At 57.6% G+C, this 26,360-nt stretch carries 15 protein-coding genes; 7 read left to right on the top strand and 8 right to left on the bottom strand.

Going from position 1 to position 26,360, the window contains the following annotated elements; all coding sequences use genetic code 11:
* Window positions 1-11: 11 nt before the first annotated feature.
* From trxB to OQH67_RS02430, 3 genes are all read right to left on the bottom strand, one after another.
* Complete coding sequence (gene trxB / locus OQH67_RS02440; protein ID WP_215437508.1) at window positions 12-941, bottom strand: thioredoxin-disulfide reductase; 930 nt, start codon at window positions 939-941, stop codon at window positions 12-14.
* Window positions 942-1,024: 83 nt separating this feature from the next.
* The gene (locus tag OQH67_RS02435) at window positions 1,025-1,849 is read right to left on the bottom strand and encodes an SGNH/GDSL hydrolase family protein (RefSeq protein ID WP_215437510.1); all 825 of its coding nucleotides are present in this window, start codon (window positions 1,847-1,849) and stop codon (window positions 1,025-1,027) included.
* A 39-nt stretch (window positions 1,850-1,888) separates the two neighbouring features.
* On the bottom strand, window positions 1,889-2,773 hold the full coding sequence (locus OQH67_RS02430; protein WP_215437512.1) for a hypothetical protein: 885 nt from the start codon (window positions 2,771-2,773) through the stop codon (window positions 1,889-1,891).
* A gap of 380 nt (window positions 2,774-3,153) precedes the next feature.
* Between OQH67_RS02430 and OQH67_RS02425 the strand changes: the two genes are divergently transcribed.
* Entirely contained in the window at window positions 3,154-3,726 is a 573-nt protein-coding gene (locus tag OQH67_RS02425; RefSeq protein WP_215437514.1) for a GNAT family N-acetyltransferase, read from the top strand.
* Here OQH67_RS02425 and OQH67_RS02420 read toward each other — a convergent pair.
* From OQH67_RS02420 to OQH67_RS02400, 5 genes are all read right to left on the bottom strand, one after another.
* Window positions 3,707-4,543, bottom strand: a complete 837-nt coding sequence (locus tag OQH67_RS02420) for a hypothetical protein (protein WP_215437516.1) — start codon at window positions 4,541-4,543, stop codon at window positions 3,707-3,709. The two genes, OQH67_RS02425 and OQH67_RS02420, sit on opposite strands and share 20 nt — an antisense overlap.
* A 105-nt stretch (window positions 4,544-4,648) precedes the next feature.
* Entirely contained in the window at window positions 4,649-5,320 is a 672-nt protein-coding gene (locus OQH67_RS02415) for a TatD family hydrolase (protein ID WP_215437518.1), read from the bottom strand.
* Window positions 5,321-5,324: 4 nt separating this feature from the next.
* Window positions 5,325-7,055 (bottom strand): cation:proton antiporter, encoded by a 1,731-nt coding sequence (locus tag OQH67_RS02410; RefSeq protein WP_215711603.1) that lies wholly within the window; start codon window positions 7,053-7,055, stop codon window positions 5,325-5,327.
* 19 nt (window positions 7,056-7,074) lie between these two features.
* Complete coding sequence (gene yaeI, locus OQH67_RS02405; RefSeq protein ID WP_215437524.1) at window positions 7,075-7,929, bottom strand: phosphodiesterase YaeI; 855 nt, start codon at window positions 7,927-7,929, stop codon at window positions 7,075-7,077.
* Window positions 7,926-9,035, bottom strand: a complete 1,110-nt coding sequence (locus OQH67_RS02400) for an aminopeptidase (RefSeq protein WP_215437526.1) — start codon at window positions 9,033-9,035, stop codon at window positions 7,926-7,928. The genes yaeI and OQH67_RS02400 overlap by 4 nt, the downstream gene beginning before the upstream one ends.
* 81 nt (window positions 9,036-9,116) lie before the next feature.
* On the opposite strand from OQH67_RS02400, the gene purN reads away from it, so the two are divergent.
* The 6 genes from purN to OQH67_RS02370 all read left to right on the top strand — a co-directional run bounded on the left by purN (window position 9,117) and on the right by OQH67_RS02370 (window position 26,353).
* Entirely contained in the window at window positions 9,117-9,704 is a 588-nt protein-coding gene (gene purN, locus OQH67_RS02395) for a phosphoribosylglycinamide formyltransferase (protein ID WP_067569704.1), read from the top strand.
* Between the two features lie 123 nt (window positions 9,705-9,827).
* Window positions 9,828-10,655: an FKBP-type peptidyl-prolyl cis-trans isomerase N-terminal domain-containing protein gene (locus OQH67_RS02390; RefSeq protein ID WP_215437528.1), complete on the top strand. Its 828-nt coding sequence runs from the start codon at window positions 9,828-9,830 to the stop codon at window positions 10,653-10,655.
* A 555-nt stretch (window positions 10,656-11,210) separates the two neighbouring features.
* Window positions 11,211-20,003: an autotransporter-associated beta strand repeat-containing protein gene (locus OQH67_RS02385; protein ID WP_215719854.1), complete on the top strand. Its 8,793-nt coding sequence runs from the start codon at window positions 11,211-11,213 to the stop codon at window positions 20,001-20,003.
* Between the two features lie 439 nt (window positions 20,004-20,442).
* Window positions 20,443-23,001: a DNA topoisomerase (ATP-hydrolyzing) subunit B gene (gene gyrB / locus OQH67_RS02380; RefSeq protein WP_215437268.1), complete on the top strand. Its 2,559-nt coding sequence runs from the start codon at window positions 20,443-20,445 to the stop codon at window positions 22,999-23,001.
* A 23-nt stretch (window positions 23,002-23,024) separates the two neighbouring features.
* A complete protein-coding gene (gene gyrA, locus OQH67_RS02375; RefSeq protein ID WP_251828269.1) occupies window positions 23,025-25,661 on the top strand; it encodes a DNA gyrase subunit A in 2,637 nt (878 codons plus the stop codon).
* A gap of 59 nt (window positions 25,662-25,720) precedes the next feature.
* A complete protein-coding gene (locus OQH67_RS02370; RefSeq protein WP_215437271.1) occupies window positions 25,721-26,353 on the top strand; it encodes a lactate utilization protein in 633 nt (210 codons plus the stop codon).
* Window positions 26,354-26,360: the final 7 nt, after the last annotated feature.

Raw genomic sequence — 26,360 nt, 5'->3', positions numbered from 1 at the left:
AGATTATTCCCTTACACGCCCAGCAGGTAGCGTTCCGCCTCAATGGCGGCGGCGCAGCCCATGCCGGCGGAGGAAATGGCCTGGCGGTAGTGGGGGTCCGCCACGTCGCCCGCGGCGAAAAGACCCGGCGTCTTGGTGGTCATGAGGCCGGGTTCCCGGACGATGTAGCCGGACTGGTCCCGGTCCACCAGATCACCCAGGAAAGAGGTGTTCGGAGTGTGGCCGATGGCCATGAACACGCATTTGACGGCCAGTTCCGTTTCCTCCCCGGTGACGAGGTTCTTCAGCATCACGGCTTCCAGTTCTCCCTTGTCGTCCGTCTTGTAGGCCGCGATGGTGGAATTCCAGACCGGGAAAATCTTCTCGTTCGCCAGCGTGCGTTCCGCCATGATTTTGGAGGCCCGGAGGGTATCGCGGCGGTGGATCAGGTAAACCCTGGAGGCGAAGCGGGTCAGGAACGCGGCCTCTTCGCACGCGCTGTCTCCTCCGCCTACCACGCAGACGGGAACGTCCCGGTAAAAGGCGCCGTCGCAGGTGGCGCAGGCCGTCAGCCCGTGGCCTATCAGCCCTTCTTCCCCCGGGATGCCCAGATAGCGGGCGGATGCCCCGGTAGCGACGATGATGCTGCGTGCCTCGTAATTCTGGCCGCTGGTCTTGACGGTGAATAGTCCGGTGGCTTCATCCCTGATGACGCTCTTCACGTCTTCATAGGCAAAGCGGGTACCGAACTTTTCCGCCTGCTGCTGCATCAGGAACATGAGGTCCGGCCCCATGATGCCGTCCGGAAAGCCGGGGAAATTCTCCACTTCCGTGGTGGTTGTCAACTGCCCTCCTATCTGGGAGCCCGTAATCAGGAGGGGGGAGAGATTGGCTCTGGCGGTGTAGATGGCCGCGGTATAGCCCGCGCAGCCCGCGCCGATGATAATGACTTGTTCGCTCATGGTGTGTGCAAGTGTTCGCCATGATGATAGGGACCGGCGGCCCGTTTTGCGAGTAGATTTTGCGCTATGCCGCACCAGGGGATTTATCGGCGGCCTTCCGGCTTTTTCCCGGCGCCGGCCGGTGTGGTAAAAAGCCGTTTGCAGGTCTCCAGGGCAATCGTTTGCAGTGTTTTGGCCTTGGCCTGCGGAATATTGCACAGACGGACCCCTTTCAGCGTCAGTTTGCCCGGCAACCCCACCGGGGACTTGCCGAACAGGGTGCAGTACATCACGCATGCCGTCAGGTAGCTTCCCTGTTCGGAAGGGTGCTGTCCGTCCTCCAGATAAAGCTTGATGTCCGGATGGAGTTTGGCGCAATTCTCCCAGGCGATGCCCACGGGGGCCAGGGCGGCCTTCTCCTGCCGGGCGAGCTTCAGATAAGTATCCCGCAGGGCCTCCTGTTCCCCCTTGTCGGGAGCGTTGGAAGAGCCTTTCCTTCCCCATGTCAGGAACAGTACGGGAATGCCGTTTCCGGACCGGACCAGCGAGCACAGCTTTTTTCCGAACTCCAGGGTCCGTTCCGGCGCAATGACGGGCGTGGCACTCTGATCCTGAAGGACGACGAAATCCCAGGAATTCCCCGTTAATTTCTTTCCGGCTTCTTCATCGTTCCAATGGGAACTGAAGGAAGCCGCCGGAGCCGCATGGATATGCACGTCCGCCTGGAGCCCTCTGATGTCAGCCATGGCCATGACCATGGCGGGCATCCGGTTGAAAAAGGTGTAACTGTTGCCTATGAAAAGGATTCTGGCTCCCTTGCGCGCCGGGGTGCATGCGGGCCACGCTTCTTCAGGAACGGGAAGATTCTGCGCCTGAACGCAGAAGGTACAGCTGATCCACAGTCCGAGGAGGAAGAGAAAGGTTTTCATGAAACTTTTATGTGGTTGAATGCCATACTGGATACAAGGCTAATCCCGTCGTTTTGGCAAGCTTCGGTAAAGGTACTCGGCTTGGGGCACTCTACCCACGGTTCTGTCCAGCAGGGCCGGAATCTCCCTGTCTTCGTACCCGGCCATGTGCAAATATTTTTTCACTTCTACAGCTTTGGCCGGGAAACATTTCATCAGTTCCCTGATGAATCCTGAATCCTGATTTTTAATGATGGATTGGATATCGTAGTTTCTTGAGCTTTGAGCACTTGTTTTGTTGAAAAGATCCGTGGCCTTGTCGGTGGATAATCCGGAAGCGTGGTCGATGATCATGTAGGTACAGATTTGCGTAGCTTCAAAAGCGTAGTCCATCTGGCTGTGGAATTGCTTGAGGACCATGGCCGTGGCGGTTAGGTAAAAGCGAAGTGCTTCTTCCTTGCCCGGAAGTTTGACATTTTTGTCCGTTAGCGCTGCAAACGGAATGCTTCGGGACATGAATTCCTTCACTTTGTGATCAATGTTGTTGTAATTGGCAAGCCATTCGACGTTGCTGCTTTTATTGAGGTCGATGAATGGGGCCGTGGTAATCAGGTGGCACAGAAAAAGCCCGTCAGCCAGTTCTCTGGGAGTAACGTTTTTTTTATGGTAGCGCCTCGCTTCTTTCAGCATTTTGTCGGCGGCCTGATAAAATGGAATGATGTCTCCGTCGTCGAGCAGTTTTTTGAGCTGGAGAAGCTCCGGACTTTGTTTATCCGTATTCCTGATGGCTGCGGGAAGGGATAGTTGGCTGTTTGGAGATGCGGAGCATGGGAGGAGGATGACCGGAGATAGAAAAAAGAGAGGGAAAAGAAGATATACAGTTTTCATGATGCTGAAATTGAGGCAATTATTGCTTTGATTTTGAATTGAAATGTTTTGCTTCATCTGCTGTGCTGCGCGTTACCGTGCAGCCGAACTTGGTAATGGCTACTTTGATGTTCTTTAATCCCTTGGTGGGTGCATGCAAGGAATTGGTATCTGCATTCTTAATTTCTTCCACATGAAGGCATGCATTCATGCAGCACAGAAAAATGGGAAATCGGATGGTAAAGGAAAGGGTATTGCAACAAGATTTAAGGGAACAGGGTCATGTAATATAAATAAATGTATTTTTATATTTAATGTCAAATTTTTATGAAATATGTTGGGAGAAGGGATCAGAGTATGGAAAAAAAGCAGGTTAAATCGGAAAATACGGCGGCATGACTCGGTGATTCGTTTCGGGAGGCTTGCCGGGATTTGCCGGATATGCTTGGATGCAGGGCATGAAGCCTGAAACTTTGACCAAGCGCCGTGTGACGGGAGCGGATGATCCCCTGTTTGTGAAATCTCTGGATATCTACCGGACAAGTTTTCCGCTTCATGAGCAGCGGCGGGTTCAGGATTTTCCGCTGGCGTTTGAAGATCCGGGTTTTTATTACGAAGTGTTTTTGGATGAAGCGGGCCGGGTAGCCGCCATTCTGGTGACCTGGCGGCGGCAGGAATTCGTGTATCTGGAATATTTCGCCGTGAGTGCCTCCCTGCGCGGTCAGGGGGCGGGGCAGAGGATTCTGGAGGAGCTGCGGGACGCCTTTCCGCACAAGGTCATTCTGGAAATTGACCCTCCGGAGGACGAAATTTCACGGCGCCGGCTGGGATTCTACCGGCGGCACGGTTTTGTGCCCAACCCCCAGTTCGACTACATCCATCCGCCTTATACGGCGGAAGGGGAATCATATCCGCTGCTGTTGATGACGCATGAGAAAACGCTGGATCCGGACGTTTACCAAGCCTTCGTCCATTTCCACCATGAATGGGTGGTACGGAGATTCTACGACATCAGCTCCAGGCCAGAGTGACGGTTTCCCGGTCTTCTGGCGCGAGTTTTTGGGCGAGCCGTTCCTTCATGCGGAGCCCGTATTCCGGGATGCTCCAGGAATGAAGCGGCTGGACGGCGGAATTCGTGAATTGCCAGGACGGAACGGGAATGATTACGTCCATCACTTCGCCGGCCCTGCCGGGCATGGCTGCCAGCACGCGGGCCACCGTGGAGGAAAGTTCCGCATGCTCGTCCAGAATGTCCAGCAGCCAGTTGCAGCCCAGTTCAGTCGGAATGGCCTCCGTCCCTTCCAGAAGTTCCGCAAGGCGGTCCGGAGAAAGTTTTTTGGAAATGGATGCCAGATAAGGGGCGAACCGCAGATCCCCCAGACTCATCAGGGCGTCCAGCGCCGGGGACATGCCGGCCTGCCCCGGAAGGGGGGCGGCGCAAATGATATCCGCCAGTCCGGCGATTCCTGGGAAGCGTTCTTCACGTTCCGGAGCCGCAAGCGTATAAATCAGGAAGGCTGCCTGGCGGCGGATGTCCGCCAGTTCGTCCGTCATCGCAAAGGGAAGCAGGGCGCGCCATCCGTCACCCTTGCGCTGGCGGATGAAGGCCGCAAGCTGGAGGGCGCACTTCTTTCTGGCGTCTGGGGCGCAGCAGGACTGGAAGGTGCGGTAAATTTCAATGCCTTCCGCCTGCCTGTTCTTTTCATTGCAGGTGACCAGGCCGTAGGCGATCATGGCCAGGGGCCACTGGTCCGGGCCTATTTCGTCCCTGCGGGAGGGATCCATGACGAGTGCGGCGAGCCGCTTGATTTCCGACAAAGAACTGGTTTGATCCTGAAAAAGGCCCATGCCCGCATGATAGCCTCCGGCGTGGGGCTGCCAAGGAAAAAAGCCGCCGCGCCGCCATGGAGTATGCCAGCGGAACAGTTCGTCCTCCCCGCTTCGTGAAAACCGTTATGGAGGGGAGATTCTTGACAGGTTGTCCGTGACGATTCCGGCCAGTCGGCATTCCTCCATCCGGAGCGCTTGCGCCGCAATCCGGTAAAGGTCCGGCAGGACCTCCGGATGTTCGTCCGATTCCAGCGCCAGACGGTGCAGGGGAACGGATGTAAAAATATCCGCACGTTCCATTTCCCGGGGGCCGATGGACAGCAGCCAGTCCTCGGAAGGCAGATCGGACGCCGGATTCAGCGCTCCGGTCCAGCCGTGCAGGATGGCCTTCAGGCGGGGATATTCCCTCAGCATTTCGGCCAGGGAGCCCCAGGCGCGGCAGCAATGCAGGGCAACAGGGCGGTTCATCCGCGCGGCCATATCCAGATGGCGGCGCAGCGCGTCTTTTTGCATCTTCATGCCCGGAATACCGCGGCGGCATTTGTCCAGGCCGGTTTCCCCCACTCCCGCCTTTGGAAAGCGGGTCAGGAATTCTTCCAGAAGGCGCATGTCCCGGCGCCATGCGGCCGGATCAAGAAACCACGGATGAATGCCGAAAAATGGAGTGACGTTTCCGTCTCGTTCAGCCAGGAGTGCCACTTGCTCCCAGTCCGCCGGAGACGTTCCGCAGACGAAGCGGAGGCCGGTGCCGGAAGCGGCCGGAGCGGGATGGGTATGTGCGTCCGGCAGATTCATGATATCAGTGGGACAGCGGGGCTCCGTTCCCGGTTTCGATAATGTCAAAGCTCAGCTTGGCCAGCCGCACGGCGGCGGCGCCAGTTTCCTCTTCGTCGTGAATGACGTTGACGACTCCGGCGTGATGCAGGGAAGCCACTTCCGAGCGGAATTTGGCGCGGGCAATCACAGTGATGTCCGGATTGGCATTCTTGATCTGCATGTAGGTGGACAGGGCCGGATTAGGGTCCGGGAAAGTGAAGGCGATCAGGCGCGCCGTCCGGATGCTCGCCAGCTCCATGGTGATCTGGTGCTGGATGTCCCCCAGAAAAGCCAGATGGCCGCCGTTGAGCAGGGATTTGACGGTATCCGCGTTCAAGTCGATGATGATGCAGGGAATGCCGTACCGCCCCAGGCTTTCGTGCATTCTTCTGCCCACGGGGCCGTAGCCGCAGATGACGGCGTGGTCCTTGATGCCGGATACGCGCGTAATCAGGTTTTCGACGCTCATGCGTTCATTCTTCATCTTCAGGCCGGGAATGCGCACCAGCAGCGGGGTAAGGCGGCGCGCCGCCTTCATCAGCAGGGGCGTCATGCCCATGGAGACGGCGGCAATGGCGTACACGTTGGCCGTCACCAGGGCGGGAATGGGGGTGATCTCCTGCATGAAAGGAATCAGCACCAGGGAGAATTCCCCCACGTTGGTCAGGGCCGTGGAAGCCATGATGCCCATGCGCCCCGGAATTTTCAGGAAATGCGCCGCTACAAGGCAGGCCACGAATTTGACGGCGAGAACGAAGGTGGCGAAAACGACTACGTTGCCGATGTGTTCCCACAGGTCGTTAATATCGATCAGCAGTCCCGCGGAAACGAAGAAAATGGTGAGGAAAAGGTCCTTGAACGGAAGCACTTCGCTGAGAACCCGGTGGCTGTAATAGGAGCCGCTGACGAAAAGCCCGGCGGTGAACGCTCCCAGCTCTATGCTCAATCCCAGCAGGCTGGCGAGCATGGCGATGCCGGAGCAGATGGCGAACACCATCAGGGTGAACAGCTCCCGGCTTTTTGTGCGGGCCACGGCCAGCATGATGCGTGGAAGCAGATAGCGGCCGATCAGCCATGCGGCGGCCAGGAAGATCACGCCTCTCAGCACGGCGGCTCCTATGTTGAACGCCGTTTCCCAGGAATCGCGGGAGGTTCCGAATATCTGGGGCATGATGGCCACGAGCATGATGGCTGCAATATCCTGGAACAGCGCGATTCCCAGCGCCATCCTGGCTCCGGAAGTGCCGCTCAGCCCGAATTCCTGGAATGATTTCAGGGCTACCGCCGTGGAGGACAGCCCCATGATGGCCCCTACCGTCAGGGAATGGCTGATGTCCATGCCCGTCACGTAATGCAGGCCCAGCCCGAAGACCGCCGTACAGAGGAACATCTGAAGGCCGCCGCCCAGCAGCGCCGTTTTCCGCAGGTGCTTGAGTTCGTCCAGGGAAAATTCCAGTCCCAGCGTGAACATGAGCAGGATGATGCCTACTTCCGAGAGAGCCTGGATGCTGACGTCGGAATTGGGAATGTGGTCCAGAATGCCGCAGTTGGCCAGAATGACGCCGCAGATGAAGTAGCCCGCCATCAGGGACTGCCGGAAATGGGCCAGAACCAGGGCGATCGCGATGATTCCCATGAACACGACGGTCAGCAGCGTGAAAAAGGGTGGGGCGGCATTCGGTTCCGCGGAAGCCAGCACAGAAAGGAACATCATGGGCGGACGGAAAAAGGGCTCAAGGAATGGTGATCAGGTTGACTTCCGGCGGGCAGTTGAAGCGCCCCGGCCCTATGTACCCTATGCCGGGAGTGACAAAAACGGATTTCTCCCCGTAAGGGTAAAACCCGGAAGCCATGGTTTCCCCTTCCACCATCAGCAGGGGTGAGGAAAAGAAGGGGAGCCTGATCTGCCCCCCGTGCGTATGGCCGGAAAGCATCAGGTCCCAGTGGTAGCGGTCCAGCAGTTCCCTACCCTTGGGGTTGTGGCACAGGACGATAGTCGGCATGGGGGAATTCTCCGCCAGGTCTGCTAGAGCCATGCATTTATCGGGAAAGCAGTCCCCCTCCCGCACGTCACCCAGCCCGGCCAGCTTGAATTCGGCATTCCCCAGCCTGGGGACGGTGATGAAGGAAGCGGAATTCCTCAGCAGCGTGAAGCCTCCCTCCTTCAGGATGCGTTCCACATTGCCGGCCAGGGCCATGTCATGGTTGCCCAGGCACGCGTAGGACGGAGCGATGGAGGAAAGCTTCTGGAATTGTCTGATGTAGTCTCCTGCATGGGTGGCCCGCTGGTAATCCGTGTAAAGGTCTCCCAGGAACACGATCATGTCCGGTTTGGCCTGCTCCGCCATGTGCACCGCCTCTTCCAGCATGGGGAGGCCCGTGTGCACGTCCGACAGGACCAGGATGCGCAGGCCGGAAAGGCCGGGCAGGCATCCGGCCGGGGCCTGCGTTTCACGGAATCTCAGAGTGTTGGCCTCCCACTGCATGTAGGAAAGGAGCAGGGACCCCAGAAGAACGGCTGCGGCAGCCAGGTAAAGGAACTTGCGGAGCAGGGAACGTTTTTTGGAGGGAGAGGGAGCGGCAGTCATGAATGAATGGGATTGAGTATAGCCAGTTCCGGGGAAGTGAAAAGTCCGTTATGGCGTACGAGTTCGTTGTCCAGGTAAATGTCTCCGCCTCCGGCCTCTTCCGTCTGGATGCAGACCATGTCCCAGTGGATTCGGGACTGGTTGCCGTTGTCCGCCACATGGTAGGCCTGTCCCGGCGTCAGGTGGAAGGAGCCGGATATCTTTTCGTCAAAAAGAATGTTCCGCATCGGTTTGGTAATGGCCGGATTGACCCCGAAGGCGAATTCCCCCAGCCGGCGCGCGCCGGGGTCCGTGTCCAGAATGGCGTTGAGCTGCGGGGTCTTGTCCCCGGCTTCCGCGTGAACAATCAGGCCGTCTTCCAATGTCAGGCGGATGGAATCGAACGGAATGCCCTGGAACAGGGAGGGAACGTTGAAGGAAATGTGCCCGTTGGCGCTGTCGATGACGGGGGCCGTAAACACTTCCCCGTCCGGCAGGTTGCACTCCCCGGCGCAGGGGATGGCGTTCAGCCCCTTGATGGAAAAGGCAATGTTCGTGCCCGGCCCCGTGATACGGACCTTGTCGGCGGCTTCCATCATCTCCGCCAGCCGTTTCATGGCGGGGCGCAGGGTTCCGTAATCCATCAGGCAGGTGCGGAAATAAAAATCCTCAAACTCTTCCGTACTCATGGCCGCCTGCTGGGCCATGCCTTCCGACGGCCAGCGCAGCCCGCACCAGCGCGTGTGGCGGATGCGTCTTTGGGCCACGGGATTCAGAGCCTTCATGGCTGTGGCCATGTTCTCCTGGGGAACGGAGGAAAATTCAAAGGCGTTTCCGCCTCCACGAATTTCTATATAGGCGTCCATGTCCTCCATTTCCGCCATGCGGTGCCGGGCGATGGCTTCATACTGCTCTTCCACGGCTCCGGAAAGCATTTCCCGGTTCAGCCGCGTCTGGTTCAGGCGCAGAAAGGGAAGGGCTCCTGCGGCGCGTACTTCCCGGATGAGGGCCACTCCCATTTCTTCCGGAATATCCGTTAATTCCAGAAGAACCCGGTCGCCCGGGCGCAGGGCGGTGGAGTATCCCGCGAGCTGGGCGGCCAACTCCTGAAAACGAGTGTCTCTCATGCCTTTATTAGGCGAATATGCCGGGCTTTTTGTCAAGCCGGAGGCTTGCCACGGGCAAAAAACTGTGGTTTCATCCCCCGGATGTCCAGATTGCCCAAATTAGGAATACTCGGCTCCGGATCCGGCTCCAATTGCCAGTCCATTCATGACGCCATCCGGTCCGGCGCCCTCAAGGCGGAAATAGCCGTGGTGATGTCCGACAACCCGGATGCCTACATTCTGGAACGCGCCCGTTCCTGGGGCGTTCCGGCGGAAGTGATCGACTGTGCGGGCTTCAAGACCAAATTCCCGGAGGAATCCCAGGAGGCCGTTGCCGCGCGCCTGAAGGAATACGGCGTGGACTGCGTGTGCCTGGCCGGCTTCATGCGGCTGGTAAAATCCCCCTTGCTGCAGGCGTTCCCTTCCCGCATCGTCAACATCCATCCCTCTCTCCTGCCCGCGTTTCCCGGCTTGCACGCCTGGGAACAGGCCGTCCATGCGGGCGCGGAAGAAAGCGGCTGCACCGTGCATTATGTGGACGGAGGCATGGACACGGGCCCCATCCTCGGGCAGGCCCGCGTGCCCGTATTGCCCGGAGATACGCCGGAAAGCCTGCATGCCCGTATCCAGGTGGAGGAGCACAGGCTTTATCCCGCCATGATTGCCCGCGTGCTGGAAACTCTGGAGTAATGCGGTTGCGGAAGAACACGCTTTTCCGGGACTGATGACAGGATGACTTATTCTCTTGTCTTGTTCTGTGAACGGAATCCGTTAAAAAGGAGTCCTCTTTTCAAGCAAAGGATAAAAACAACCATGAAGATGAACCCTTCCATCGCCCTGTTTGCCGCTTCCGCCCTTCTGGCGGGTGTGGCCGGCGCACAAGACAAGGCTGCTGAAGCTCCGGCGGCCGATCAACCCAAACAAGAGAAAGAAATTACTGTGTCTCCTGAACAGATGAAAAAGGACCTGGGCTATTTCCTGGGCTTCCAAAGCGGCCAGCAGCTTGGCTCCGTTCCCACCCTCACCTTTGACGATCTGGACCAGGAATCCTTCCTGCAGGGTATCAAGGACGGCATGGTTCGCAAGCCCGCCAAGGACCAGGAACAATTGAAGCCTGCTCTGGACGCGTTCCAGAAGCAGATTGACGAACGCATTGCCGCCAAGGCCAAGTCCAATCTGGAAGCCAGCAAGAAATTCATGGAGGAAAACGGCAAGAAGGAAGGCGTGGTAACCACGAAATCCGGCCTCCAGTACAAGGTGGAAAAGAAGGGCGGCGACGAAAAATTTGACGAGAAGAAGTTCAAGAACCCCATGTTCAAGGTGAAGTACAAGGGCACGCTGCTGGACGGTACCGTGTTTGACGACACCAAGGGACAATCTGTGGAACTTCCCCTCCAAGTCATTCCCGGCTTTGCGGAAGCCCTGACCACGATGCCCGTCGGTTCCAAGTGGATTGTTTACATCCCGTCGGAGCTGGCTTATGGTGAAAACACGCCCGGTGCACCGATTGAGCCCAATTCCCCCCTCATCTTTGAACTGGAACTGGATGGCATCTCGGAAGCCCCGGCTCCCCAGGGCGGTCCCATGAGCATTTCTCCCGAACAGCTTCAGGAAATGCTCAAGCAGAACGGAGCTCAATAATAAAAAATATTCCGATTTTTCAGGCCGTTCCTTCGGGGGCGGCCTTTTTTTGTGTCTGCAGCAGATGATTCAAGTATTTCTACTTTCTCCGGATTGTGAATTCCCCTTGTTTTATTTATTATTATAAGTATATCATATTCAATTTTTTATATCATTTAAAAATATTATATGTAATATTTTAAAATGATTTGATTAATTTTCTATATTTCCATGAAGTATTCATGGAGAGTCTTTAAGGAAAATAGTCTTGCCAACGGATTCACAATCCGGTTATTAGTGGGGACAACATTACATTATTGTGATATGAGACTTCATCTTCCTCCCCCTCTGCGTTCCGCTCTTATTGCCTCTTTGGTTTCTTTTGCCGGATTTTCTTCATTTTCTGCACAGGCGGCTACTTCCGCTGATTTTTGGCAGGCGCCTGCCTTTGGCGGGACGGAATTCACATGGACGGGCGGCGGTGATGATAACGCCGTGGGTACGGCAGGCAATTGGGAAGGTGGCGCCGCTCCATCCCGGCCGGGTGATACGGGGCCTCATCTTATTTTCAACGACGTGAACGTAACTGTTACGGGTACTCCCCCCTCCACTTCCGACCAAGGGGGTATTTCCGTGACGGGGAACAGCAATGTAACGGTAGGCATGGGACCCTATGCGGGAAGCATTTTTGTGGGCAGCGGTTCAACCCTTTCCACATCGTTTGGAACACAAATCAAAAATAGTGAGGCTGAGGGCCATGCCAATGTATATGTGGACGGCACGTTGAACCTGACGACGCCGAGCGGCAACCTCAATCTTGACAACGGTCCCGGTGCGGGCAACCATTACTGGCACATCGGCCTCAACGGCCTCGTCAATCTGGCGAATACGTCCACGGTTACCAAAAACGGGAAGACATGGAATGTGGAAGTAGTGGTTGAAAACGGGAAGGAGGATACTTCCTTAACCAATAGAACGCTGAACTCTGAGGCGTTGCTGACCCGCAAATTCATGTCAACGGGGGATAATCTGGAGGGTTTTCTGGATGAACTCCGCATTTGGAAGAAGACCGGAGACGATTCATACGACTCCTTGGCGCAAGTGAATTCCGCCGATCAGTTGGGGGCCGATAATTTTCTGCTTGTTTCCACGGGCAGCGGCTTATACTTGCAGTACAAGGGAACTGGCTATGATGCCGAAACCCTGGTATGGAATTCCGACTCCGGCATATGGAATGATAAGGGAACAGGCTGGTACAAGAAAGGAGACACGCAAAAAACGGACACTTCCTTCCTGAATGGAGACTCCGTAATCTTCACGGCCGCCGAAGGTGTCAAGACAGTGACGTTTTCAGGAAATATTGATGTCAACTCCATGACGTTTGAAGACAATTATACTCTTCTTCCTGGAGAAAACGCTTCTCTCGGTGTTCGTAATACGGTGTTGGGGGATAATGTTTCCGTAGTATGGGGTGATGCCGATCACAGGATTTCCGGATTTCAAAGCCTCGTAGAGGGGGGAGAAGGTGCATCCATGACGTTTTATATGCCGACGGCTACAGGGTCGGCCGGCATGATCAAGCTGGAAGACGGATCTACCCTGAGTGACCTGTACGTTTATGGGGCGCTGGCAATGAATGCCTCCTCCCAAACGGCCGACTGGAAATTTGGAGGAGCCAACTTGCATATGGCTAACGGATCATCCCTTGTTTTTGTGGCGGGGGCGGGTTCTTCCATTGGAGAAGGGCAGGCCGTGATTGCGGAAGGTAATCTGACCCTGAATACCTCCGGCCTTTCCAATGGAAACGTTTATAAATGGAATCTGGTCAGCAGTGAGGCTGTAACATCTTCCAATACGCTGACGATTAATGGTAATGGTACGCCTACATTCGGCGGTGACATTAATTATACCGGGAATATTGTTGTTAGTTCCCCTACCGGGGTAGCCATCAATTTTACAGGGGATATTCAGGCCGGATCATTCAAGGTGGCCCATTATTATGGAGATCTTTACATGGTGGGAAATACTGTGAATGTAGGGTCTCTGTTTGCCGGGGCTGGAGGAGCCTACGACAACAACCTTATGGGCACTATTTCCCTGGAAGACGGCAATGTGACGAATGCGGAGCAGGTGCGTCTGGCTGAACTTGGACATGGCGTTCTCAATGTCAAGCAGGGAGCCGTTCTGAACGTCACGGGTAATAACAACCAGCATGCAACGGCGGCCAGTTTCCTGCTGGGCCATTGGGCATATTCGGGGGACCTTAATCTTTCCGGAGGTACGCTGAATGCACTTCAGGCAAGCATGCATCTCTCCTGGGATGGTACAGGCAATTTCAAGGCTACTTCCGGTACTGCCAATTTGTTTGGAATGGATTTCTGGGCTAGTGGGAATAGTGATTTCAAGGGCAGCTTTACACTGGGGGCTGCAACTACCGGAAGTGCTCGTGTCAACATTTCCTCCGCCATCACCAATGTGGCTGGTTCTGCCAACATCCAACTGGGGGAAGGAACGCTGGGCGCGCTCGGCAACTGGAACATGAGCTATAATACGACGTATGCCCCTGCCTATGTAAGCTTGGTCGGTACGCTCAACGGGACGATCATCGACACTTTGGATGTCAATGACGGAACAACGGCCCGTACCGTCACTTTCCAGAATGGCTTCACTGGCGATGGCAAGCTTGTGAAAGTGGGAGCAGGCACGCTTGTACTCAACGGATCAGCCAAAGTGCCGGTTCCCGCTGAGGGGAATACGGACGCCGTTCCCGGTTTTACTGGAACGGTGGAACTGCGGGAAGGTGATCTGACCGTAAAAGATTCCAGCGTCATCGGGCAGGGAACCCTGCTCATTGGGGGCGGCCTTTCCGTTGCCGTGACTTCCGAGAATGGATATTCCCTGGATGCCGGTTCTACGTTGGGCACGACCAACATTGCGGGAGGTACGGCTACGTTGGGTGCGGCCCTGACATTGAACGGAGGTGTCTTGAGCTTTGATTCCCTGAGCACGGATACGGCTGCTTTGACGGTTAATTCCGTGAGCGGCAATTCGGCTACGGATGTTCAGGTGGCTTTGTTTTCCCTCACTACCAATACGAATTACGCCCTGCTGCATGGCACGGGGCTGGCGGACAAATCCATCTTCACTCTTTCCGGAGCGGCGGCTGAATTGTACAACGGCTCGTTTGACGTGATCGACAATACCTTGTATATTTCCTTTACAGACAAGGAAGGCCTCCTGCGCTGGAAGAGCGGCAACTGGAGCACCTCCGGAACGGATCTTTCCTGGGACCTTGACGGAACTCCATCCGCCTATACGGATGGTCAGACCGTTTATTTCTCCAACGGAGACGGCGTAAACAAAAATGTAACGATTGTCGGCGATGTGGCGCCGGGTAAAATCAATGTTGTGGGAACGGACTTCGTCTTCGCCGGGGATGGTTCCATTACCGGGGAAACGACGCTGAACCTTCTGGATGGTGCGTCCCTGACCCTCAACAATACCAACTCCTACAGCGGAGACACGGTGCTTTATGACGGCAGCAAGCTTACTGTCGTCGGGAATGCCCTGGGCTCCAGTACGGTGTTTTTGCGGGGTAACTCCGTGTTGGAAATAACGACAGGCACCTGGAACGGACTGGGTACGCGCCTTAGCGCCGACTCAACTGGCACGCTGAAACTGTCGGGGAGCGCCTCCGGTACGACGACGGATGTCTTGTCCAAGGTAAGCTATGAGATTGGTGCCGGTACGCGCCTGACCCTTTCTGCGGGTACGTATGGCAATACAATCACGGGCGCCGGGAACCTGTGGTCCGCTTCCGGTACCACGGTGTTGAAGGGGAAAGTTGACATTGGCGGGGAATACAGGTTGATAGGGGTGAGGGACACGGCTTCCAACTGGACGCTGGATTCCAATGCAACCCTGACGGCAGGCAGCTTTATCGGCCGTTATGAATTCAACGGCACGACGACGCTCAACATTAATGAGGGCGCCGTCATGAACATTACCGGCACCTTGCAAGCGGCCCGAGACGGGAAATCCGTCATGAACATTGCCCGGGATGCCATGGTTCTGGCTCAGACCCTGAATCTGGGACAAAATTGGGACGGCAGCGAAAAGGGAGTTACCATTAATTTGAATGGGGGGAGTCTCATGCTCGGCGCCGGTGGCATTGTGGCCACGGGCAATGCAAATACGATCAATCTGAACATGAATTCCGGAACGCTGGGTACGACCGCGGCGGAAGGCTGGTCCGCCGCCCAGAACATGACTCTTGGCGGTGAACTGACGGTTGATACGCGTCAATATGATGCGGCGACCAAATCTTATAACGACCAGCCCGGCACCACGATTACGCTTGGCGGCGTTCTCTCCGGAACGGGCAGCCTTGTCAAAAACGGTTCCGGCACCCTGACCCTGTCCGCGCAGAATACCTACACGGGACGGACGACGGTAAACGGCGGCACGCTGGCATTCACAAACACGAACGCCATGACATTGGGCAGCATCTCCATGGGCGCGGGCGCCAGAATGACCACTGCTTCCAGCCTGACGCTGAACAGCGGCGCCACGCTGACCTTTGACATGACGGGGCTGGTGGCCGGTCAGCCTATCATCAATATTCAGTCCGGCGCGCTGGCTCTGACGGATGCCAATTGCACGCTTACCTTGAACAACTACGGAGACCTGGAAGCTTCCGACTACATCCTCGCCCAATGGACGACCGCCGGAAGCCTGACCAGCGAATCCTTCACGTGGACACCGGACATCCAGAAGGAAGGCTTTGAATACTCCGTGGTGGTGGAAGGCAACCGCCTGGTGCTGAAAGTGAAGGATGTCAGCGGAGACACCGGCTTTGTCTGGAACGGCGGGACGGACCGCAAGTGGCTGAATTCCAGTACTGACGGCTGGACTACCAAGCTGGAAGACGTAACGACGCTGGACGATCAGGAAATCTACTTCACCTCCGCTGAGGCGGGTGAAGTAAAAGTCTCCGGCAATGTGACGCCCAAGAGCGTTATCATCAACAGCGGCACCTACACCTTTGTCAGTGATCCCGACAATGCGGGGGCTATTGCGGATTCCACGGATCCCACGACGCTGACCGTAAATGGCAATTCCAATGTCAGCATGAATCTGGCCAATACCTACACGGGGGGAACCATTCTGAATGGAGGCACCCTGACCATTGGTGCAGTCAACGCGCTGGGGACGGATGGCGCCATTACCTTTAACGGTGGCACGCTGGCCTATGCCGATTCCGCCAATGGAACGGACGTGACGGGTTACGACATTTCCGGCCGCATCGCGATGGGAGACGGAGGTGCCCTGAATGTTTCCGTGATGGGTGCGGGTGATACTGTCACCTGGTCGGGACTGACGGACGGCGTCATGAATACGGCGGCTACCACCTTGACCAAGACGGGCGCCGGTACGCTGGCCCTGGCCTATGCGGATGCGTCCCTGGCTCATCTGACGGTGCAGGAAGGCACGCTTGCCTTCACATCGGGAGCCACGCTGGGCGTCAATCCCAATAACGCCACGATCATCCGCGTGAATGAAGGTGCCACGCTGGCCCTGGCCGGCGGTACGGTCAACCTGCACGCCCAGCTCAATGGCGCGGGCACCATCACGATAGGAACGGCGGACAGCGCCGAACAGGTGAGTGTCACCAATACCGGCAATAACAACTTCACTGGCAGGCTGGAACTGCTCGGCAACGGTGAAAACATGAACACCAACGGCAACCGTGTGGCTTTCGGTACCGGAGGGTCTCTCGGTGCAGGCACGGTCTTCATTGACGGCAAGGGCTTCCATTTCTCAGCGGGAACGACGGCGGCCAACATGGAAATCGGCGCCCGGCACGGCACGGTGCAGGACGGTTCCTCCGGGGGCAGCTACACCTTCTCGGGAGCTATTTCCGGTTCCGGATACTGGGGGCTGGTCCAGAACGTCAAGCTTACCAACATTCTTACCGGTCCGCTCAAGGACTTCCGGGGAACCCTGTCCACAAACGCTACGAATAATAACGGCGGCTACCAGGGCTGGAACTTCGGCAATGGAGGTGCATGCACGACGGGGACCGGAAACGCGATCTTCGGAAACGGCGCTGTTCTGGACGGCAATGCGGGATCCGCGGACACATCTCTGGCCGCGCGTTATACGGTCAATTACAATAATGCGGAGCTGCTCCTCAACGCCACCGTGCAGGGCAATGCCAGCCTGACGCAGGCTGGAACGGGTACGTTGATTCTGGACAAAACCAATACCGCCACGGGTGACCTGGGCATCACGAATGCCGCGGGTATCGTGCAGTTGGGCACGGCTGGCCAGGCGGCCCAATGGTCCGGAACGACGCTCTCCGGTGCTGGTACCCTGAAAATAGTCAACGGAAATCTGACCTCCGCCATGACCCGTGCGGAGGGTTCCACGGCGGGTATCGTCGTGGACTCGGCGGCCGTCATTAACCTGGGTGGAACGAACGGGGACATGCTCACGGGCATCACCCTGGTCTCCGGCGGCAAACTGGCTGGCGTTTCCGGAGACATCACGATTGGAGAGGGCGCCACCGGCACACTGAATCTGACGCTTGGGACAGCCAACGTCGGTGAAGGCGCTGCCGGAACGGCGATGATTGACCAGGGCAACGGTAATTTGATCATCAACGACTCGGCACGCGTGGACCTGGACGTGGACGCGATCGTGGACACGCTCATAGCGCACAAGAATGCAGGAACGGAAAGCTGGCTGACGCTGACGACGGGAACGCTCCAGTGCGATGACCTGGCAAACATCCAGTTCAGTGCGATTCTGTCCAACTACGGTATCCGTGTGAAGGATGCGAACGGAGGAAGCCTGGTGCTGAGCGGTCAGGTCAGCGGACTGTACATGGTGGATGACACCGCTACGTCTGATCCTGATACGGTAACGCACTACGGCACGCTGGGCATGTACTCCGGCGTAGTGATCGGCCAGAACAAGACGCTGACCGTACAGCTCGCCGGAGCGCCTGGCGCCGAAGACGGAAACGGAGCGGTCATCAACAACCTGCTTGGCGGTACGGGAAGCACGCTGAAAGTGGAAAACACGAATGCGGACGGCGGCAACGCCGTCGTGATCCTGAACAATGAGCGCCTGGAAACGGGACTGCCCGCGCCGAACGACTACGCCGGGGCGGACACAATCATGGGCGGCAGCATCGTTGGAGAAAACGGTGTTACCTTCGTGAAGCAGAACACCGGCAACCTGAAGGTCAATGGTTCCTTTGTGACGGATACCCTGCGCGTTGAAGGAGGCACGCTGACGCTTGACGGCACGGGCAATGACTTTGATCATGTAGTGCTTGCGGGAACGGGTGCCGCTTCTTCCATGGTTGTCGGCAAGGATGCCGTGATGGGTGACCTGACGGACGAGGGCGAAGGCGGAACGCTGTCTCTCGGTTCCGGTGCGAATGTAACCATTAATGGTGCAAGTTCCCTTGACCACAGCACGATTGGGGGAAATGGAGCACTCGTTCTCAATGACAAGCTCACGCTTTCCGGCACAGCCGGCCTCCGCGGCGGCAACGTGGTGGAACTGGTGAAAAACGATACCGCTTCCGGTACCCTTGACATAGGCTCCACCACGGGCAATGCCGTCTCCGGCCTTGGCGGGGCGGGAACCCTGAAGGGCAATGGAGGGGATCTTTCCGTCAATAGCGGAGATACCGGTTCCGGCCATGTCTTCAGCGGAACGCTGGAAGGAAAAGGAACGCTCTCCATCACGGGCAAGGCCGGCCAGGTGTTGAACAATGTGGTGACGGCATCCGGCAGCAGTTGGGCTCTGAACAACAGCGGACGCCTGGATATCCGGATGGGCGGCACGGTAGATGACCCGAAGGCCAACACGGCACTCACCCTGAGCAGTCTGACGCTTGGCAGCGGTTCCACGACCAACCTCACGTTCAACACGGACTATGCCGGCCCTATCATCAATGTAACGGGGAACATCAGCATTAGCCAGGGCGCGGACATCGTACTCAGCTCCACGGGCAAAAATGAACTTGTGCTGGGTGCGGACGGGAGCTACACGCTCATGCAGGGCGCGGGAGACATTGACCTCGACGGCAGCGACAAGCTCGCGATCACGCTGGACTCTTCCGCGGCATTCAAGAAATTTGAAAGCGGCGCGTACCTGACCATTGACGGAGGAAATCTGGTCCTGGTGGCCACGGCTTCCAGGGACAACAAATATGCCCGTGTTGCACACTCCTTTAACTCAAGGGCCGGGGCGGAACTGCTCTGGAACCTGCCCGGAGGCATTCCCGGAGACTCCCTGCTCAAGCAGGTGGACGACGCCATCGGTTCTCTGACGGCATCCAATCCGGGAGAGGCGGCACGCGCCATGGCCGCCGTAGCCGGTTCCACGGTCAACGCGCTGGGTACGGCCCAGCGCGACGCCCTGCGAGAACAAATGGGATGGATACGCAACCGCACCAACCAAATGGGCGTCAACCCCGCCTACATCAACGAAGACCTTCCCTACTTCCACATGTGGATGGAAGGCACGGGCTCCTACGCCCAGCTGGACACTAAGGGAGATGAAAGCGGCTACAAGCTCACCACCTGGGGAGGCACCTTCGGGGTGGACGTGGACCTCAGCGACTCCTTCACGATGGGGGCGGCCTTTACGGCCAACTACGGCGACCTGACGGCCAGCGCGGCGGACACGGCCGATGGCCACCTGGACAGCTACTACGCCAACCTCTTCGGGCGCTACCAGAGCAAGAGATGGGCCCACACGCTCATCCTGACGGGCGGGTGGAACGACGCCAAACTCAACCGGACGGTGGACTACGGAGCGGGCAGCTACAGAACGGAAGGCAGCACCAACGGCTGGGGCCTTGGAGCGATGTATGAACTCACCTACGACATCTACCTCAACGAAAACAGGAGCAGCATCCTGCAGCCCCTGTTCAACGCCTCGGTGGTGACCACGCGCATGGACGGCTACCGTGAAATGGGAGCGGGCAACGCGGGTCTGAGCGTGGACAAGCAGGAATGGACGACGGGCACGCTTGCGCTTGGCGGCCGGTGGATGGGTCTTGTAGGCAGCAACCTCTTCGGGAGGGAAGCGCTGGCGGAACTGCGTGTCAACGCGGCCCAGGACCTGGGAGACGACCGTGGAGAAACGGCAGTGGGCTTCCTGGCCAACCCCGGCTACATGCAGCAAGTGCGTGGAGCGAAAGTAGGGAGGACGGCGTTGCAGATAGGAGCGGGTCTGAGCGTGCCGGTAGGGACGCAGGGAACGATCTTTGTCAACGGCAACGCGGACATCCGCAACGGAGCCAGCTCTCTCAACGGAAGCATAGGCTACCGCTACGACTTCTAAAGAAGGTTAAGGTGCCGGAGGAGCGGCGGAAACGCCGCTTCTGCTGGAAAAACAGAGGCCGTTCCGGGTAACCCGGGGCGGCCTTGTTGTTGTTGGTAGGGAGATGGACTCAATGGACTTAGTGGACTTAGTGGACTTAGTGGACTTAGTAGGCAAGAAGTGTTTTTCTCCGTTTGATCCATTCCGTCCATAGTGTCCATTTAGTCCATTTCCCCCTAACTCCCCCAATCAGCATTTTTCCTTCCTCTCTGCAAAAGACGGCCCAAATTGTCTTTTATTACTTTTCCGCTACTGAGAGACTAAAAAAGCCGGAGAGCTTGCTTTAGACCCCTTTTTACGCGATTATGACGGGTTTTTGCAGGGGTACGCCCTACGCGCGCGCACGCGTTTCTTAGATTAGTCTTGCAAAAAATTAAGATCGGCGTAGTATATTTCAGTTATGTCCGAAGATACCAACGAGGTTGTTGAAACCGCCGTTTCCACGACGGCGCAGCATGAATACGGCGCCGCGCAGATTGATAAATTGGAAGGCCTGGAGGCTGTGCGGAAGAGGCCCGGCATGTACATTGGGGACCCTGATGAGCGCGGCTTGCACCATTGTGTATTTGAAGTTCTGGATAACTCCATTGACGAGCACCTGGCCGGCTACTGCAGCAAGATTGACATTGTAATCCACGTGGACGGTTCCATTTCCATTGTGGACAACGGGCGCGGCATTCCGGTGGATATGCACCCCAAATTCGGCATTCCCGCTGTGGAACTGGTGCTGACCAACCTGCATGCGGGAGGCAAGTTCGGCCAGGGGGCCTACAAATATTCCGGCGGTCTCCACGGGGTGGGCGCCAAATGCGTGAATGCCCTGTCGGACTGGTTCAAGGCGGAAGTCCGCCGCGACGGCCAGCGCTACCAAATCAAGTTTGAACGCGGCAAGACGACGGAACCACTGCGCGTGGTGGGCGGCTGCTCCTGTGAAATAACGGGAACCACCATCACCTTCTTCCCGGACGCCACCATTTTCACGGATACTACGGAATTCAAGTTCGACCGCCTGACGACCCGCCTGCGCGAGCTTGCCTTCCTGAACCCCGGGCTGGTCATTGAGCTCATCGACGAACGGGAGGCTCCCGTCCGCCGTGAGTCGTTTTACTACAAGGAAGGCATCGTGGAGTTCGTCCGCCAGCTCGGAATGAACAAGGATGTCATCAATGAAGAGCCTATTGCCATTTCCGGCGTCCGCAAGGTGGAAGTGGAATACGACGGCAAGAGGATGGACGACGATGTTCTGGTGGACGTGGTCTTCCAGTACAACAGCACGTATGAAACCAACATCCTCTGCTTTGCCAACTCCATCTACAACGGCGATGGCGGTACGCATCTTTCCGGCTTCCGGAGCGCCCTCACGCGCGTGATCAACGGCTATGCCAAATCCAACGGGCTGCTGAAGGAAAAAGACCCCTCCCTGAGCGGGGAGGACGTCCGGGAAGGCCTCGTGGCGGTCATCTCCGTCAAGATGCCCAATCCCCGCTTCTCCTCCCAGACGAAGGACAAGCTGGTGAACACGGAAATCGAAGGCGTGGTGAGCAACGTCGTGTACGAAGAGATCAAGACGTACTTCGAGGAAAATCCGGCGATGGCCAAGAAGATCATCGAAAAGAGCATCACGGCCGCCCGCGCGCGGGAAGCCGCCCGCAAGGCCCGTGAAACGGTGCGTAAAAGCGCCCTTTCTATCGGTGGCCTGCCCGGCAAGCTGGCGGACTGCTCCGACCGGGACCCCGCCAAGTGCGAACTCTTCATTGTGGAAGGCGACTCCGCCGGCGGTTCCGCCAAAATGGGCCGCGACCGCCGCACGCAGGCCATCCTGCCTTTGCGCGGCAAGGTGCTCAACGTGGAAAAGGCCCGGCTGGACAAAGCCCTGGGAAGCAAGGAAATCCAGAACATGATCACGGCTATCGGCGCCGGGATCGGGGAAGGGGATGACGAAGCCTCCTTCAAGCTGGACCGCGTGCGCTACCACAAAATCATCATCATGACTGACGCCGACGTGGACGGCGCCCACATCCGGACGCTGCTTCTCACCTTCTTCTGCCGCCACATGCCGCAATTGGTGCGCGCTGGGTATCTCTACATTGCCCAGGCTCCCCTCTACCGCATTATCCGCAAGAAAAAGGAGGAATACGTGCAGGATGACGTCGCCCTGAACCGCAAGCTCATTGAGCTGGCCGTCAACGACGTGACGCTGCGCATGGCGGACGGTTCCCGGACGTTCACTTCTGAGGAACTCTCCACCATCCTGGAAACGCTGGTCAACCTCCAGCGCTACACGGAATCCGTACAGACGCAGGGCGGTTCCTTCGGGGACCTGCTTACTCACCGCGAGCAGCACGGGGAATTCCCCGAATTCCTCGTCAAAATCCGCTGCGGGAATGAAGAAGAAATATGCTACTTCCATGATGTGGAAGCCCTGACGGCTTTCTCCGACGAGAACAGGGACCTTTTCATCTTCGGGATGCCTTCGGAAGAAGAGCTCCTTGCCAATCCCGTTCCGGACCGGGAAGGCCCCAGCCGCCGTTCCATCACGCACGAACTGCATGAGGCCAAAGCCATCACCCGCACGCTGGTGCGGCTGGCGGAACTGGGCATACCGTCCAACATGCTCGTTTCCCTGGACAAGCCCCTGTTTGAACTGGTGGAAGGTGAAGGGGAAAAGGAACGGATCACCCCCCTCTTCTCCGTCATGGACATCCTGGAAACCGTCATCGGCATCGGCAAGCGCGGCGTGGAAATCACGCGATTCAAGGGTCTCGGTGAAATGGATGCCAAGGACCTGTTCAAGACGACGATGGACCCGGAAAAGCGCGAGCTGCTCCGCGTCATCCTGAATGACGACAACGCCGTGAGGGCTGATGAAATGTTCACCATCCTGATGGGGGACGTCGTGGAACCCCGCAAAAACTACATTGTGGACCACGCCCTCAATGTCCGCAACCTTGACATCTAATCCCCATCCTTTTTCTCAGCACCATGGAAAACAATAGAATCAAACCGGTGGACGTAGCCAACGAGCTGTCCACCTCCTTCCTGGACTACTCCATGTCCGTCATCATCTCCCGCGCCCTGCCGGACGTGAGAGACGGCCTCAAGCCTTCCCAGCGGCGCATTCTCTACGCCATGAAGGAACTGAACCTCAGCCCGGGCGGGAAGACCCGCAAATGCTCCAAGATCGTGGGGGACACGATGGGTAACTACCACCCGCACGGAGATGCCGCCATTTACGGCACGCTGGTGAATATGGCGCAGGACTGGTCCATGCGCGACATCCTGGTCATCGGCCAGGGTAACTTCGGTACTCCGGACGGTGACCCGCCCGCCGCCGCCCGATACACGGAAGCTAAGCTCTCCGGCATGGGGGTCGCCCTGATGGCGGACCTGGACAAGGATACGGTGGACTTCGTTCCCACGTACGACAACGAGCATACGGAACCCACCGTCTTCCCTTCCGCCTTCCCCAACCTGCTGGTGAACGGCGGCACCGGGATTGCGGTGGGGATGGCCACCAACATGCCTCCGCACAACCTGGGGGAAGTGGTGGACGGCATCTGCGCCGTAATCGACTCCCCGCACATGACGGTGGATGAACTGCGCCAGTTCATCAAGGGGCCGGACTTCCCCACCGGGGGCGACATTCTGGGCTTCTCCGGCATTGACAACTACTTCCGCACCGGACGCGGTTCCGTGCGCATCCGCGGCAAGATCGACATTGAGCAGACGGATTCCGGCAAGGACCTGCTCATCATCCGGGAAGTTCCCTACGGCGTAAACCGCGCCGCCCTTCAGGAACGCATCGCGGAACTGTACAAGGACAAGATACTGACGGACATCTCCGGCATCCGCGACCTTTCCGACGAAAAAACCTGCATTGAAATCGAGCTCAAGCGGGACGCCCGTCCGCAGGTGGTCATGAACCAGCTCTACAAGCTCACGTCCATGGAGACCTCCTTCTCCGTGAACATGCTGGCGATTCACGACAACCGGCCCAAGACGCTCGCCATGCTGGACGCCATCAACTTCTACATTGAGCACCGGCGCGAGGTGGTCGTGCGCCGCACGCGCTACCTGCTGGGCGACGCCGAGAAGGACGCCGAACGGCTGGAAGCCTTCCTGCTGGCCCTGGGCCACATGGACGACTTCATCCGCATCATCCGCGACTCCAAAAACAGGGAGGAAGCCCGTGAACGCCTCCAGGCATATACCTTCACCACGCAGACGGCGGAAAGCCTCGGCATCCTGATCCGTTCCCAGCCCTCCGTGCAGGAGGACCGCTACATCTTCACGGAACGCCAGGTAAACTCCATCCTGGACCTGCGCCTGTACCAGTTGACGGCCCTGGAAAACGACAAAATCTCCGCGGACTACATGGAGCTCCTCGTCCGGATCAAGGACTATCTGGACATTCTGGCCAACGAATCCCGCGTGCTGGGCATCGTGAAGGACGAGCTGATGACCATCAAGGACAAATATGCCACGCCGCGCGTCACCCGTATCATCCCGTTCGCCGGGGACATGGCCATTGAAGACCTGATCCCGAACGACACGATGATTGTCACCATCACGCACAGCGGCTACATCAAACGCACCAACTCCGCGGAATACCGCGTGCAGGCGCGCGGCGGCAAGGGCGTGAAAGCCGCTACCACGAAGGGGGCGAAAAAGGATACGGAAGCGGACTTCATCGAGCACCTGTTCGCCGCCCAGAACCACGACTACCTGATGTTCTTCACGAACACCGGGCGCGTGTACGTGGACCGTGTGTACGAAATTGACGAAGCCGCCCGCAGCGCACAGGGCCGCAACATCAAAAACCTGCTGGACCTCCAGCCGGAAGAAGCCATTGCCGCCATTCTGCGTCTGGAACGCCGGGTGGATGAAAAGGGCAATGACATCACCTTCGCGGAGGACAGCGGCAACGTCGTCTTCGCCACAAAGGACGGCACGGTCAAAAAAACCAGCCTGAACGACTTTGTCAACTACCGCAAGGCGGGCATCATCGCCATCAACCTGGAAGAAGGCAACAGCCTGGTGAATGCGGAACTGACCACCGGGGAAAACGAAATTGTGCTCGTCACCCACGACGGCATGAGCATCCGCTTCCCGGAAAGCGACCTGCGCACGCAGGGCCGCAACACCATCGGCGTCCGCGGCATCCGTCCCCGTTCCGGGGACTATGTGGTGGCCCTCGCCATCGTGGATCCGCAGAAAACCCTGCTGGTGGCCTCTGAAAACGGGCTCGGCAAGCGCACCTCCTTTGACGAATACCGCACACAGGGCCGCGGCGGTACCGGCATCAAGACCATGAACTGCACGGACAAGACCGGTAAGGTGGTATCCGCCACAGTCGTCTCCGATGAGGATGAACTCATGCTGATGACCACGGCGGGGCAGTCCGTCCGCATCAAGGTGGCGACCGTTCGTGAAACGGGCCGTGCCACTCAGGGCGTGAAGCTGATGACTCTGAATGACGGAGAGGCCATCCAGGACATTTCCATCGTCATTCCGGACGATGATGATGAAGAGATGGAAGGGGCCGAAGCCGGGGAGAATGCCGCCGACTCCGCGGAAGAAGAACCCGCCGCTGAAGCGGAAGCTCCCGGAGAAGAATAAAACTCACAGGAACCCCGCTCCGGAATGCGCCGGAGCGGGGTTCTTCATCCATCCTTTTTATGGAAGAACCTCTTTCCCTGCAAAAATGCGCCGAACGTCTGGAACGGCGCGGATTCAGAAGCTTTGTGGTTTCTGGCCTGAAAGAAGCCGCAGACCTGATGCGCGGCCTGGTGCGGGAACTCAGCCCGGCGTCCGCCTCCTATGGGGATTCCATGACCTTGAAGGCCACAGGAATTCTTGATGAACTGAATGCCAGCCCGGATATTCAATTCTACGACGGTTTCGTTCCGGGCATGGACCGGGAGGAAAAATGGGAAATCCGCCGCCGCGGCATGACGGCGGACCTTTTCCTGACCGGCATCAACGCTGTCAGCATGAAGGGAACCCTGCACTGGGTGGACATGGTGGGTAACCGGGTGGCTCCCGTCGCCTTCGGCCCCCGGAACGTCATCCTGCTGGCGGGCGCCAACAAGCTGGTGGCTACGCCGGAAGAGGCGCGTGAACGCATCCGCCGCATTGCCCCGCTGAACGCAAGGCGCCATGAGGACTTCAAAACTCCCTGCATGTACACGGGAACCTGTGCGGACTGCAACTCTCCGGACCGCCTGTGCAACATCCACATGTCCATCGTTAAATGTTTCCCCAAGGGAAGGATTGCCGTCATCCTGATGGAGGAATCCGGGGGGCTTTGAACCGTTC

Source organism: Akkermansia biwaensis (assembly GCF_026072915.1).
In the GTDB taxonomy this organism is placed as follows: Bacteria; Verrucomicrobiota; Verrucomicrobiia; order Verrucomicrobiales; family Akkermansiaceae; genus Akkermansia; species Akkermansia biwaensis.
Note: the sequence above shows the minus strand (reverse complement) of the source record. Positions and strands in the feature narration are given on the sequence as shown.

Excerpts from the sequence above, each read along its gene's own strand:
- trxB (WP_215437508.1), bottom strand. The coding sequence starts at position 941 with ATGAGCGAACAAGTCATTATCATCGGCGCGGGCTGCGCGGGCTATACC.
- OQH67_RS02435 (WP_215437510.1), bottom strand. The coding sequence starts at position 1,849 with ATGAAAACCTTTCTCTTCCTCCTCGGACTGTGGATCAGCTGTACCTTC.
- OQH67_RS02430 (WP_215437512.1), bottom strand. The coding sequence starts at position 2,773 with ATGAAGCAAAACATTTCAATTCAAAATCAAAGCAATAATTGCCTCAAT.
- OQH67_RS02425 (WP_215437514.1), top strand. The coding sequence starts at position 3,154 with ATGAAGCCTGAAACTTTGACCAAGCGCCGTGTGACGGGAGCGGATGAT.
- OQH67_RS02420 (WP_215437516.1), bottom strand. The coding sequence starts at position 4,543 with ATGGGCCTTTTTCAGGATCAAACCAGTTCTTTGTCGGAAATCAAGCGG.
- OQH67_RS02415 (WP_215437518.1), bottom strand. The coding sequence starts at position 5,320 with ATGAATCTGCCGGACGCACATACCCATCCCGCTCCGGCCGCTTCCGGC.
- OQH67_RS02410 (WP_215711603.1), bottom strand. The coding sequence starts at position 7,055 with ATGATGTTCCTTTCTGTGCTGGCTTCCGCGGAACCGAATGCCGCCCCA.
- yaeI (WP_215437524.1), bottom strand. The coding sequence starts at position 7,929 with ATGACTGCCGCTCCCTCTCCCTCCAAAAAACGTTCCCTGCTCCGCAAG.
- OQH67_RS02400 (WP_215437526.1), bottom strand. The coding sequence starts at position 9,035 with ATGAGAGACACTCGTTTTCAGGAGTTGGCCGCCCAGCTCGCGGGATAC.
- purN (WP_067569704.1), top strand. The coding sequence starts at position 9,117 with ATGTCCAGATTGCCCAAATTAGGAATACTCGGCTCCGGATCCGGCTCC.
- OQH67_RS02390 (WP_215437528.1), top strand. The coding sequence starts at position 9,828 with ATGAAGATGAACCCTTCCATCGCCCTGTTTGCCGCTTCCGCCCTTCTG.
- gyrB (WP_215437268.1), top strand. The coding sequence starts at position 20,443 with ATGTCCGAAGATACCAACGAGGTTGTTGAAACCGCCGTTTCCACGACG.
- gyrA (WP_251828269.1), top strand. The coding sequence starts at position 23,025 with ATGGAAAACAATAGAATCAAACCGGTGGACGTAGCCAACGAGCTGTCC.
- OQH67_RS02370 (WP_215437271.1), top strand. The coding sequence starts at position 25,721 with ATGGAAGAACCTCTTTCCCTGCAAAAATGCGCCGAACGTCTGGAACGG.